The following is a 14,050-nucleotide window of genomic DNA, read 5'->3' on the forward strand; positions in this document are numbered from 1 at the left end:
GCAAACTATTTACAGGTAATGTTGAATACGACAAGCTCGCTGTCGGTACCTATCCTGAAAGGTGGTCCCCAAAGCGATAGTCCGGAGGAAACGTATATGTGGCTGTTTCCCCACTTACGGTAACCATAACTTTGATCGAACAGATGGTCGGTAATGAGACTGACCGGCCATACCTGTCCACGATGCGTATGTCCGCTGAACTGAAGGTCGATGCCCGCATTTTCCGTATCCGACAAGTTGTACGGTTGATGATCCAAAAGGATAACAGGTTTTGCCGGATCAATGTTTTTCACCAGTTCTTGCAGGGATAACCGGGATTTATTGCTGCGGTCGTCCCGTCCGATTATTTGTATACCGCCAGGCAATGTTACGACATTGTCTCTCAATAGGCGGATCGGCGTTTCATTTATGAATTGCATACTCTTCCGTATGCCGCTGATGTATTCATGATTTCCAGGAACCATATAGATTCCCAAAGGTGCTTTCAATTCAGCCAGTTCCTCCATCATCTTTTCTTCATAAAGGGGAACTACGCTGTTGTCGATCAAGTCGCCGCCTATCAGGATCAGATCCGGTTTCTGCGCGTTGATCATCTCGACATATTGTTTGAGTTCTTTCTTGTCTGTCCCGTACCCTAAATGAACGTCGCTGACGGAAACGACTTTCAACGGCTGTTCATTATGAACCGTCTGCTTGTTGATAACTATGTTGAAAACTTCTGTTTTCGGATGTTGGTAGTTATAGTATCCATAGCTTAATAGGCTAAGTGTCAGAAATAAGGATATATAGAAACCATATTTGCATGGAAAGTTGAAAAGTCGGAATAAATCGAATATGATTAGGCATAGTACCATATAAAGCGTGAAAACTAACCAGCCGGTCCCTATCTCGTGGGCTGTATGAGCCAAAACAACCGGCAATTTGGTGTTTCGTGCTAAAAAACTACCGATAAACGCCAAGGCACCGCACCAGAATAGTACGGCTAATAAAACTTTAACACCGAAAGGCTGAGCTACCAAAGCCTGTGCCCCTCTCCTGAATATATAGATGTTTCCCGCAAGATAAATACTGATGAGGACAACGAAAAATGTCGGCATAGTTGTAAATTTTCGGCAAAAGTACGGAAACAAATTTAGTTATGGTCGTATTTGATATGAAATTTCTCCAGCAAAACCTTGAAATGATCCTGTGCCGTCAGGCAGGTATCGGCCAGATATCCTTTGATGTGCGGCCAGTGCCGTAAGCCGTTGTAGTAGAACATTTCTTTTCGTTCTTCAGATGTACCGGATTTCAAAATAAAGTGGAGTTGTTTGATGTACGTTTCGGTAAGTTTGCCGTCGTTCTCTTGGATAATGTAGTCTACGGCACGGAAATGATTGGTGGTTTCGATGATGTCGTCTACATTAATCGCTTCATCCGTCACTCCGATCGTGTTGGTTTTCCATCTATCGGCAAGTTTGATAGTGACATTATATCTACAAAGGTAGTATTTCTTGCTGATATCGGCAAGAAATACTACCATATACTGCATTTACCGTTATGGAATTACAATTTGAAACTACTCGGTTTGATATTCCAACCTTTCACAACGAATGTCGGTTCGGATGGCATATCGCTTGCGGCTGTTTCTATGATGACGGTTTTACTTTCTCCCGGTAAGAGCGAGAAGAAGTTGTCTGTGTAGAAACTGGGGCGCACCGGCTTTTTGTCCTGACCAAGCAATTGAAGCTGGGTGAAGAATGCTACGGTTGAAGAAGGGTTCTTTATTTCAGCTTTAATGAAATGCCGATCACCTTCTTGATAAGTTTGGTAGCGAGTCTTCAGTTGCACCTGTTTCAATTTCGACAGATCTTCGAAGCCGGATGAGGTCGGGCCTGTTAAGGTCTTGCGTCCTTCATACTTGTCGTTGGAACGCCAGTAGAATGTATTGGCGACTTCTTTCCCTTTCGTGTCGAACAGGCGTAGTTTTATGAAATGGACCTGCGTGATGTTTTGGGGAAAATCGATTGTGAAGATATCGTTTACGACACCGTCTTCCGGGATATCGATCTTTTGGCTTTTGCCCCATACCTTTTTGCTGTTCAGGTCGTACACTTCGGCAGTTACTTTATAGTCCTTGAATGCCTGGTAGTAGTCATTATAAACAGAAACCGTATTTTTCAAGTAATCAAACTGTGCGTGAAGCGGTTCCAATGCGTTCTGAGTATGATATAAAGAGGCGGTCGGTTCCAAAGAGTAGTCCCACATACGGGCGCAAACCTGACTGACTGGGCAGTTGTGATACCAGAACAATAACCCTGATGCGTAGCGGTCTCCATAACCGAATTTGTTATAGTTCCAGACTTCCCAGATCGATTTTGAGTTCATCGCACCGACCGCCTGACCTTTGGTGGCAAACTCTTCGATGGAAGAGGAAGGGCCATAATGGTTGGTAAGGTCCGTGTACATGGTCGACATCAGATGGAATCCTCCGCCATCATGATAATCCCATACCTCCTTATTGATCGGCCAGAGGTCTTTCTCGTCCATTACTTCGCGGAGTGTTTCGACTGTCGGGATAGTGGGCGAACCATATTCCGGGTTGAAGCCATCGACACGGCTACCGCGTTCGGATGCTGTATTCTCGTAGTGCTGCATCGGGTTTACCTGTTTGTAAGGGCTGCCGTCGTGCATGCCGTCACATTCCGACTGCATCTGGTAACCGCGTGTCCCGTCCAGTTTCATGATCAGGTCTTTTGCTCCTGGCATTTCCGTGCTTTCATTAGACGAAACATAGTAGGCCAGTGAAGGATGGTTGCGCAGGCGTTTTACGGTTGCCTCGACGTTGCTCAGGTATAGATCTTTATCCTGCGGATGTTTGGTGTCTCCGGTCATCCAGAATTCCTGCCAGACAAGGAGTCCCATTTCGTCGCATAGCTGGAAGAAATAGTCCGATTCGGCAATGCCGCCGCCCCACATGCGGATCAGGTTGATACCGGATTGTTTTGTATAGCGCAATTCTGCATAAGTACGTTCGTCGGAGGTACGGAGCATCCCTTCCGGAATCCAGTTGGTTCCCCGGATGAAAAGTTTCTTGCCGTTCACATAGAATTGGCGGGATTTGTCCGGTGTATTCTGGTCGGATGTGATTTCCCGGATACCGAAACGGGTTTTTGTCTCATCGGACACTTTACCGTCTATGCTTACGGTCAGTTTCAGTTCGTACAGTTCCGGATTCCCTTTGAAGATCGGCCACCACAGACGTGGGTTCTTGATTGTCAGTTGTGGGAATTCTTCCGGAGTAAAACAAATTTCCTTTGTTTCTCCTCTGAATAGGTTCAGGTCTTTGCTGAACGTGATGTTTTCGCCGATGATTTCTCCTTTGACCGTGCATTTTATGCCACGCTGTGTCGGGTTTGTCACTTCTACGCTGACAGTTTCTTTTGCCAGGTCGTAGTTGGGTTTTGAAAGTTCGGATTTGATGAACGGATGGCGGATAACTGCTTTATCTGTGGCATAGAGACTGATGTTTTTCCAGATGCCGGTATTACGGTCGCGGATGCCGTCGTTGAAGGTGAAATCCCAACCGACACTCATCAGCATGGTTGTGTTCAGTCCGATGTTACCGTCTCCACCATTGTGAAACTCGCCGGCAGCTCCCCACTGCTTCGGTTTGATGGTTCCCGGCATATCGACCGGATAAACCTTGATTGCCAAGGCATTCTTCTGACCGATACGGGCGAAGTCGGTGATATTGATATACTCCGGTTTGAACATGCCGGACATATTGCCAAGCAGATAACCGTTTACCCATATTTCGGCACGATAATTGATACCGTCTACCTGAAGCCAGACGATTTTGTCTTTATAGTTTTCCGGTACGTCAAATTCCGTGCGGAACCAATAGGTGTAGAACTCGCGTCCTGTTTTGGCAAGATCTGGGATGATATTCCGGTCTAACTTGTTGTTCATGCCATAATAAGGCTCCGGATACATCTTGTTGTGGACAAGGGAATTCAGGACCGTACCCGGAACGATTGCCGGCATCCATTTTCCGGTCTGATAGCCTGGTTGTGAGATTTTTTCAGCCGGATCTTTCGTCTCGTCGGCCTTATGCATCTGCCAGGTAAAACTTCCGTTATGTCCTTCTTTCGAATCCAGATATATTTTATCCGGGTTTCGGTAATAATTGGGTGTCTGAGCTTGCATGAAGCAGGCAGACACAAGTAAAAATATTCCTGTAAAAATGTTTTTCATAAATTATTCTTTTAATTCGGGATCTGATCGCCAGGAGTTTTCTTGGCCGGATCGTAAATAGCTACGCTGACCTGAGAATCTGCACATCCGTAATAGAGATACCATTTGTTTTTGAAAAAGACCAAACCTTCGATAAAGACGGTTCCGTCGACATACTGTCCGCTCTTTTCGAATGAAGCCATCGGACGGAAGAAAGGAACGTCCAGACGTTGCAGAACCTTCATCGGTTCCTTCGGATCGGTCAGAATCTGTCCGGCACAGTAAGCTCCGGCTGTGAAACGCTTGTCGCGCTTGCTGTCGTTTGTCTGGTTCTTGCCGTTATAAAGCAAGACGATACCTTTGTCTGTCAGGATAGCGGGAGGACCACACTCTGTCAAGGCGCTGTCGAAATATTGGGGACGGGGTTTGATGACAGTCGCCAGTTCATTTTTTTCGTCCAATATCGGTGTCCAGTTGACCAAATCGTCGGAGGTTGCTGCGTAGACCGCATGTTCCCCCCAATACATGAAGTATTTTCCATCGATTTTCGTCAGCACTTGTTTCCCGTCTTTGATCGTTGTCACCATGGAACCGGATTTGCAGAAAATGTCTTTGAAACGTCCGTTGTAGGCTTTAGCAAAAGCAGGTCCATGTTTTTCCCATTTGACCAGGTCATGTGAGGTGGCGATGCAGAGGCGTGCTACTTTCCGGTTCCAGGAAGTGTAGGCCATGACATACAGACCGTCTTCCGTCATTGTCACACGTGGGTCTTCGCAACCGCCTTCCCATTCGTATTCCTTCATATTATCTTTGTCCGGGTACATGACGGGGGTCTTCCTGCGTTTCATGTGGATACCGTCTTCGGATTCTGCTAATCCGATACGTGAAGTACGTTTACCGATTCCTGTTGCAGAATTGTCCTCAGCTCGGTAAAGCACATATATTTTACCGTCTTTTACGGTTGCTGCGGGATTGAACACATCGCTCTCTTCCCATCCTATTTTTTTGTCCTGCATGGGACAGTCGAATTGATTGGAAGGATTGGGAGTAATGATCGGATTGGCTTTTTCCGGTCTGACAAAGCCGCCTAAAGCCCAGTCCGGTAATACATTTTGGCTATACCCGAATAGGGGGAGAACTGCCAGACTGATGAGTAAGATACTTTTTTTCATGCTCTAAAGAATAAAAAAGGCACAGAGATCCAAACAAAAAGGATATCTGTGCCAAAGGTTATTTATTGTACAATCGTTTCTATAATGGTACTGTAGTTGACTGCGCCTTCTGTTTTAGCACCGACACGTACATATATTTTGTTGCCATTTGCTTGTATTTTGTACAGATTGTCCTGATAGGTTTTATCGTTTTCCAGATCGAAAACGATCGTCCCTTCCTGCTCTTTAACGGTCTGCTTTCCTGCTTGGTTGGCATTTCCATTATCAACACCCGGAGCAAAATTCCAGTAGCCGTACACTTCGGATACCTTGAAATTGCTGTTTGTCGGATTCACCTTGTATGTAATCGTGATTTTTTTACCCGTAACCTGGGCCGAAGCGTTGATTCTTGCATACGGAGTTGCTTTCAGATCCAATGTTGTTTGTCCTTTTACGGTTACAAATTCTTCGCAAGGAGAAACAAACGGACCGTTTACAACAATTTTATAATCACAGTTGAACAACTTCGCGTTTTCGTATGAACCATCCATCTTTGCATAGAAATCGACCGATTGTGTTGCATCTGTGTTCTGTTCGAACATATTAATAATAACACCGGTAGATCCTTGGACAGGCAGTGGTATCGGTTCATTCGTTTCCGCATCTAAGATTTGTCCTTTGATGCCTCCGTTGGGGGATTCATAATTATCCATATCGCTCAAACAACTTGTGAAGCATAATGAGCAAACGGCCATCAGTAATAAACTTATCTTTTTCATATCAAATTTCTAAATTATATGATTAATTGGTATAGCCCGGGTTCTGAATGAGATTCGGATTTGAATTCATATCGTCTTGGTTGATTTTTGTATAATAATTTTTTTCCAAGAAGATTCGTAATTGTTTAGGGGTGTTACGTCCTCTTTCAAATACATATTTACCATCACGAATATCATACCAAGGATACAAAGCCGTTCCTCTGAATCCATTCAGCCCGCCTTGTGTCACATCCAAGTGAGCAATTCTCCAACGCTTCATGTCCCAGAAGCGATGGCCTTCGAATGCCAGTTCCACTCTGCGTTCGTGGCGGATCTTTTCCATATTGATGTTTGACAATAAGGCAATTCCGGCACGTTCGCGGATCTTGTTAACTGCATCCAAAGCTTCGGATGATTTGTTCAACTCCATTGCAGCTTCCGCCAAATTTAGATAAATTTCTCCTAAACGGAAAACCGGCCACGGAGTTTCTGACTTACCCATATTCATATCGGTCAATGTTTCGTCCCAGAATTTCTTCTGATAGAAGCCTGTTTTGGAGGCATCTCCGGCATCGGATCCACCATCTTTTCCAGATGTACTATAGGTGACTCCGTTGATTTCAACCGTATTACCACCATCCGGCTGGCTGGTTGCTACATGTCTCTTATTATCGTTTTCGATGACACCTCTTTTCCATTCGATCTTTGTGCTTTGGCAAGGAGAGCCGGGCAGATATACGGATGCGAACAAGCGTGGGTCTTTATTGGCAAATACTTCGTATGGATCATCGAAACGAAGAGGTTTGCCGTTTTCTTCCAACTTCAGAGTTCCTTTGGAACCGTCTACATATTCATATGCTTCCACCAATTCAAGTGTCGGGGCGATACCGCATCCCCAACCACCGGCACGATAAGAGAACGGTGCGTTACGTTTGTCCCAGTCGTGACCTTTGCCTCCTGCAACGTTATATTGCTTCTGGAAGATATATTCTCCGTTATCACCGTTACCTTTCAGGAACATATCACAAAAGTTCTGTGCTTTGTTGTCAGGCTTGTTGTTATACAAGGCATATTTGCCAGAAGTAATGATTGCTTTAGATGCCTCGTAAGATGTTTGGAAAAAGCGATCGGCTTCGGAAGCGGGGATACCTACAAGTCCTTCTTGCTGGACCGTTCCGTAGCGGGCAATGGAACCGGCATACAAAGCAGCTCGTGAACATAAAGATAATGCAACATATCTATTTGCTCTGTATTTGGCTTCTGCCTCTCTTGTTTCGGGAAGATCTTGTGCGGCTTCTTGGCATTCTTTTACGATAAAATCATAAATTTCAACTTCTTTGTTGCGAGGAACCATCAGAGCTTCCAAATTATTGGGATCATACTGCTGCGGTTCATCGATAAGAGGTACACCTCCGTATCGCTTAACTAATGTGAAATAGTGCATGGCACGTAAGAAACGGGATTCGGCTAACAGCAGTTTCTTTTCAGAATCCGATAAGGCCGTTGCTTCCTGTAATTGGTAGATAAAGTCGTTGCAATTTCGTATATTCTTGTATCGATCGGAGAATTTCTGTTCGAACAACGCGTCTTCGTATGTGTATGTCGCATTTCCGTTATCGAAAAGAGGATCTTTTTGGAAAGAACCTTGCGCTTCGTCAGACATGGAAGAGGCGTTTTGTAAACGCCATGCATCACGATACCAGTAATTGAAATCTTCTAAGTTCAGACCGTCATATAAATTAACCATTACACCGTTGATCAATTTAGGGTCTTGCCAAACCTGTTCAGGAGTGATGATGTCGAAAGATTCTTTATCAAGGTAGTCGGCACATGCTGTCGTACCTAACAAAAGTAATCCGCATCCGATATTTTTTATGATTGTTGTCTTCATCATTTCTTTTTTTAGAATGTTAGATTAACACCGAAATTAAATGTTTTCATTTGCGGGTAATAGCGGAACATGCTTTCGCTATTTTCCGGGTCCATATATTTCATGATACCTGTGCGGCTTGTTATTGTTGCAGTATTGAAACTGTTTACATAAACACGCAGGTTTTCAATGCCGGCCCTTTGCATCCATTTTTTAGGGAAGGTATATCCGATTTCGATAGTTTTCAGACGTAAATAATTAGCTTTTTGTCTGGTCCATGTATTTTTGCTGGCATTTGCTGAAAAGCCTGTAGGACGAAGAGCGGGCATATACCCAGGAATCCATTCGCTACTCATGTCGGAAGGATCTTCTCGATGCCAACGATCCAGGTTCAGAGTAATACCATTTCCAAGACCTTGCTGGATGAATGGAGCCATAAAGTCACCAGTTGTGAAAACCTCATGTCCGGCTGCACCTTGGAAGAATACAGTCAAATCGAAGCCTTTGTACTCTCCGTAAAGATTCAAGCCATAATACATACGAGGTGTATTGCCGAATCCGATAGGTTGATCGTCTTTACCGTCTATAATACCATCATTATTCCAATCTTCGAATTTCAAGTCGCCAGGCATTAGGGATTTATTTCCATTGTTGTCCTGTACTGGTGAATTCAGTATTTCTTCGTAACTTTGAAATTGTCCGATGCAGACTTTACCCCATTGAATATCTTTATAACGGTCGTTACTGTTATTTCTCCAATTGTCGTACATATTGGCTGAAGCTGCGCGTTCTACATGGCGATTATAATTACGTGTTGTAGAAAAATTCGCTTTTACATCGTATGTAAAGTCTCCAATAGTTTTACGGTGTCCCAACACAATTTCAAATCCTTGTGTTTTATCAGAATTGAGATTCTCTTGTGGTAAAGATTGACCGAAAGTGGTCGGTAATGTTAGTATACGAGTAGCTAGCAAGCCGTCTCTTTTTCGGATGAAGTAATCAAATTCCACGTTTATCAAACCGGATAAAACAGAAGCTTCAAATCCTACGTTGGCTGTTGTTGATTCATACCAAGTTAGGTTTGTATTAGGCATTCCTTTATCTTTAGCTCCGTTTGTAAGTCCTCCGGATCCAAGAACATAATTACCAGAAGGATAGGTGTAGCCAGTTAAGTATTGATAGGCGGCAAAATCACCTTCATCTCCCACTTTACCATAAGAGCCCCTGATTTTGAAGTTATCGAACATCGGTAAAGATTCTTTGAAAAAATCTTCTTCAGAGATTCTCCATCCTAAAGATCCTGCAGGGAAAAAGCCCCAACGTTTTCCTGGTGCAAATTTGTAGGAACCGTCATATCTGAAACTGAATTCTGCCAAATATTTACTGGCAAAAGCATAGTTTATTCGTCCGACTAATCCTGTATGTGCAGAAACGGATGCTTTACCATCATTATTTATATTTGTCTTGTCTCCTGCACCGATCTGATCAATGGCTCCAACTGTAAATTGACGATAGGCTTTGACCCAGTCTGTTCGATCATTGTAAAATTCCCATAAGGCTAATACCCCAACGTCATGCTTTCCGAATGTATTTTTATAGTTTAAAGAAACCTGCCCGTTAGGTTTGAAATAATTGTCAGATTGTGTTGTCAATTCGGATATAGTGTGACTGCCTGATTTGTTATAAACATCATTAACGGCGTCATATGTATACTCATAATATTCCTTATACCATTTACGACTGTATTTATTGTTGTAGTCATAGGATAATAATGCTTTAGCAGAAAGACCTTTTACCCAAGGTACTTCCCAGTTTAGAGTGATTGATCCGTTAAATTCACGGCGATCTCTTCTGTCATAACCGACATTGTCGATATCGGATAGATGAACGGGATTACCTTTATCTCCAGGATTTGACCAATAATCAGGATTGTTGTTGGCATAAATCGGGAAAATAGGTTTAGCCATTTGAATACTACGACTTAGCGGTTCTGCTTCATAAGGTTTCATTCGTGTATCCAAGCGTCCGCTTAATTGTAGATCTACCGTGAAACCTTTGACTATTTCGGCACTGATATTGGAGCGTACGTTATATTTTTTATAATTAAATGCTTTGGACTTGTAAATTCCTTCTTGATCGGTGAAACCAAGGGAGAAGAAGTATTTCACTTTTTCTGCACCTCCCGATACGCTTAAATTGTGGTAGGTAGTGGGAGCTGTTTTTCGAATGACCTCATCATACCAATCAGTTGTTCCAATCCCTTGTTTGAAACGTTCCAAATCTTCAGCCGAATAGGGCGCGGATACTCCGATATTCTGTTGAGCTTCATTATACAAAGTCGCATACTCGTATCCATTGTAATATTCTGGATAACGGGTGATATTTTGTAAACCGACATATCCGTTATAGTTGATCTTGGGTTTCCCAATTTCCCCCTTTTTGGTTGTAACAAGGATCACACCATTTGCACCTTTAAAACCGTAAACGGCGGCGGAAGCATCTTTCAAGATACTGATCGATTCGATATCGTTTGCATCGATTTGTTTGAAATCTCGTTCCACACCATCTACGATAACTAATGCATTACCAAAACCACGAATATCAATGCTTGCATCGTCGTCACCCGGAGCACCGCTTCTTTGTACGGCACGTAAACCTGGCAACTTACCTGCTAACGCATTACTGACATTCGGAGTCTTGACAGTTGCAATATCCTTGGCTTGAAGTGAAGCAACCGATCCTGTTACGGATGCACGTTTCTGGACACCGTAACCGACAACGACTACTTCATCCAATGCTTGTGAGTCCTCGACTAATTTAATCTGGATATTTGTCTTGTTGTTGACCGCAATTTCCTGATCCTTGTAGCCGATATACGAAATGACCAACGTTGCGTTCGGTGCTACATTCAATGTGAAATTACCGTCCATATCGGTAATCGTACCGTTTGTTGTTCCTTTTTCTACCACATTGGCACCTGCGATAGGGCCTAATGCATCTTCAACCACACCTTTCACTGTGTGTTTTGCTTGTTGTGGGCTGCCTGTTGCTCCTGCTGGTGAGAGAACGATGTAAGAACCTTCGATTTTGAAGGATACATTGTTGTCGAACAGGTTCTGCAATACTTCCTGTAAAGAAGTATTTTGGGCATTTACTGAGACTTTTCGGTTAACATTTACGTTCTTGTTGTAAATGAACAGTAAATTAGTCTGGCTTTCAATGTCGTTCAAGATGTTTTCCAGCCGGACATTGTTTTTGTTAAGAGTGATGCGTATGCTCTGTGAACTTACCGTTTCTGCTTGTGCGCACATGGCACAGGAAAGGAAGAACAGAGATGTCATCTTTAAAACACGAGATACACAAATTTTTCTTTTCTTCATCTTTGTGATAGTTTAATAAATGATATTAGATTGAAACTTCATTTTTACATTGGACATGGTTTGCCCGTCATTCTGATTATCTCCTTTTCATAGGCTTATCTATTTAATTGTTTATTGAATGCGAATTTCAGTTCCGCTCTCTCGCTCGAAGGTGAAGTGAGCATCTTGTTGTAAAGCTCTCAACACCTGCTCAATCCCGTCGGATATACGGAACTTCCCACTACATGCATAATTGTCGAGCGTATGATTGTCGATAATTATTCGGATACCGAAATTTTTCTCAAGTTCCTTCATCAAATCCTTGAAATTGATATCCTTAAAAGTGATAAGTCCCTCTTTCCAACTATATGGATTGAAGTCGGTGATGGGAGTGACCGTCAGTTTTCCGTTGTTGAGACTGACTGTATTATTGGGTTCTAACACAACTGATTCGTCTGGCTGTGATTTGTCGGTAACTTTTACGCTGCCTTGTATGAGGGCTGTGGAAAATTCATTTTCGTTATAGGCTTCCACATTAAATTGTGTTCCTAAGACTTCCACTTCGCAGCGGCCTGTATTGACAATAAACTTTTTGTTTCTATCCTTGGCTACATCGAAAAATGCTTCTCCTTTTAAACGGACTTCTCTTGTATTTCCGTTAAACGAAGCCGGATAAGAAAATTCCGACCGGGCATTCAGCCAGATATGAGTCCCGTCTGAAAGCGTTACTTCAACCCGTTGTCCGGCAGGAACTTTAATTGTGTTGAGCGCTATTTCTGGCTGGATACTTTTAGTGGTGAATACCGGAATGTTATATAATAAGAATAGGGCGATAACAGCAGCGGCAGCACTTCCGATCCATTTCCAGAGTGGTACGGACTGCTTGCGGACATGATTTCCTTTTTGAAAAGCATTTAATTGGAGTGCGTCGAACAGGGCACGTTCATGATAGAAAGTTTCTCTGTTCATTTTATCGGCATTTACCCATTGGCGGATCTGAGTCAGCTCGTTATCTGTGGCCTCTCCGTTAAACATTTTATGTAGTAACTTCTGTTCCATTTTTTCCTGTTTCTATTATTAAGGGCGAACGGGAGGAAAAATACCCTAAAGGGAAAACGAACTATTTTTTATCTCTTGGCAAGAGGGTTTATTTTCACTGTCTGGTTAACGTGAAAATATTTAGGGAGTATAAAAGAAGTCCACCACAAATAGCAGACAAGGAAGGTAGTCTTTTAACTCTTTGCGTAGTAAATTCAGAGCTTTACTGATATGGAATTCGATACTCTTCACTGAAAGGTTGGTTTCCTTGGCTATTGTTTGGTAGTTTTTCCCTTCGTATCGGCTCATGATAAAAATATGTCTGGACTTTTCCGGTAGTTTGGCCAGTGCTTGGTTGACAAGTTCTTGTACTTCATTGCTGAACAATGTCTCCGGCTCACATGCTTCCAGGCTGGAGATGCGCATTTGTAGTTCCCATTCTTTGTTGGACAGTAAGTTTTCAGCGATGTTATTCCAGGTTCGTTCACGTTGAAGGTAATCCAGGCATTTGTTTTTTAGGGTGACTAATATATATAAGGGTATGTCTTTGACTTCTTCTAACCGATGCCGGTTCTCCCAGTAATACATCAGGCTTTCCGTCACCAGGTCTTCTGCTGTTTCTTGATTATATGTGTAAGAATAGGCGAACCGAATGTATCGGTCCCGATGGGTGACGAAAATATTATTGAATCGTTTTATGTCCGCTTTCTCATCCATGATGTGTTGTTCGAATGGATTTAGTTCTAAGGGAACTATGGATTTTGTGGGGGAGATTAGGACGGTAATGGTACTTGTTTTCACCCGGTGAATAGTTGTTTGCAGAAAAAAATGACGTTTTTTATATTTGTCCCCTCAAATTACCGACTGTGAAAAAGAATTTTACTTATTTTTGTCAGATAAACAACCATAGTTCCCTTAGTACTAAGGTCACAATCCTCTCATTATATTATCAACTTTGTACATTCTTAATTGTCGACAACGCGGAAGGCGGGCAGATATATCGTTTGTCAGGGTCGGAGGCCAACCGAGCTGTTTGGCGAGTTGTAAAGCTATGCATTAGCATTCGTAACCAATAGGGTTATTGTTGAAAAATAGTCATTGTTGATTATCAGTCGTTTATGGTGAAAGATGAAAGATAAAAACAGCTTTTGGTAAAAGTTTATGAAAAATGAATTAAAAAACGCCGCCTTTAAGGTGGCGTTTTTTAATTCGAAATCATAAGAGCCTGTTTAAATTTCTCTGAAATAAATTTTGCATAGCCCTCATCGGCCTGCTTTATTGCATTATAGGATTATTTTGAAAAACAACTGTCATACTATCACTAATTTCCTTTTATCAATTGAATATCAATAGATACAAGCAATGATAGTAGGTATGACGGATGCCTATTCCATCTATCATACTATCACTAACCGCCTGTCCAAGATTCTTCTTCACATGACTTATTTTCAATAACATAATAAGATAAACCCATTGCCACCCGGGTCTCGATATCATTCACACTCGGGTGTCAAGACCGTTCACATCCGGGTGTAAAAAGCCTGTAAACGGGAATCTTCGGCACTTTTTCTGCCTGTTTGAAGCAAAATAAGTCACGTGTTTCAACAAAAAAGACGGCATCTCCTACAGAAAAACATCCTCAATACAACTCTCACAACC

Annotated in this window: 9 protein-coding genes; all 9 read right to left on the reverse strand. The window is 42.6% G+C overall.

The genetic code is table 11. The features are described from left to right. Positions 1 to 5 precede the first annotated feature (5 nt). Positions 6 to 1,097, reverse strand: a complete 1,092-nt coding sequence (locus tag NQ542_RS17025) for a metallophosphoesterase (protein WP_005637428.1) — start codon at positions 1,095 to 1,097, stop codon at positions 6 to 8. 35 nt (positions 1,098 to 1,132) lie between these two features. Next, complete coding sequence (locus NQ542_RS17030) at positions 1,133 to 1,522, reverse strand: hypothetical protein (RefSeq protein WP_005650525.1); 390 nt, start codon at positions 1,520 to 1,522, stop codon at positions 1,133 to 1,135. Between the two features lie 23 nt (positions 1,523 to 1,545). Beyond that, positions 1,546 to 4,236 (reverse strand): glycoside hydrolase family 2 protein, encoded by a 2,691-nt coding sequence (locus NQ542_RS17035; RefSeq protein ID WP_005650523.1) that lies wholly within the window; start codon positions 4,234 to 4,236, stop codon positions 1,546 to 1,548. 11 nt (positions 4,237 to 4,247) lie between these two features. Next, positions 4,248 to 5,387, reverse strand: coding sequence for a glycoside hydrolase family 130 protein (locus NQ542_RS17040; protein WP_005637422.1), 1,140 nt, complete (start codon positions 5,385 to 5,387; stop codon positions 4,248 to 4,250). Between the two features lie 62 nt (positions 5,388 to 5,449). Then, positions 5,450 to 6,145, reverse strand: coding sequence for a DUF3823 domain-containing protein (locus NQ542_RS17045; RefSeq protein ID WP_224204268.1), 696 nt, complete (start codon positions 6,143 to 6,145; stop codon positions 5,450 to 5,452). 22 nt (positions 6,146 to 6,167) lie between these two features. After that, the gene (locus NQ542_RS17050) at positions 6,168 to 8,018 is read right to left on the reverse strand and encodes a RagB/SusD family nutrient uptake outer membrane protein (RefSeq protein WP_005637418.1); all 1,851 of its coding nucleotides are present in this window, start codon (positions 8,016 to 8,018) and stop codon (positions 6,168 to 6,170) included. Positions 8,019 to 8,026: 8 nt separating this feature from the next. After that, positions 8,027 to 11,374 carry a TonB-dependent receptor gene (locus tag NQ542_RS17055; protein ID WP_005637416.1) on the reverse strand — a complete coding sequence of 1,116 codons (3,348 nt, stop codon included), beginning with the start codon at positions 11,372 to 11,374 and terminating at the stop codon, positions 8,027 to 8,029. A 111-nt stretch (positions 11,375 to 11,485) separates the two neighbouring features. Continuing rightward, positions 11,486 to 12,412: a FecR family protein gene (locus NQ542_RS17060; protein WP_005637414.1), complete on the reverse strand. Its 927-nt coding sequence runs from the start codon at positions 12,410 to 12,412 to the stop codon at positions 11,486 to 11,488. 120 nt (positions 12,413 to 12,532) lie between these two features. After that, entirely contained in the window at positions 12,533 to 13,108 is a 576-nt protein-coding gene (locus NQ542_RS17065; RefSeq protein WP_005636964.1) for an RNA polymerase sigma-70 factor, read from the reverse strand. Positions 13,109 to 14,050 lie beyond the last annotated feature (942 nt).

This window comes from Parabacteroides merdae ATCC 43184, from assembly GCF_025151215.1.
GTDB classification, from domain to species: Bacteria; Bacteroidota; Bacteroidia; order Bacteroidales; family Tannerellaceae; genus Parabacteroides; species Parabacteroides merdae.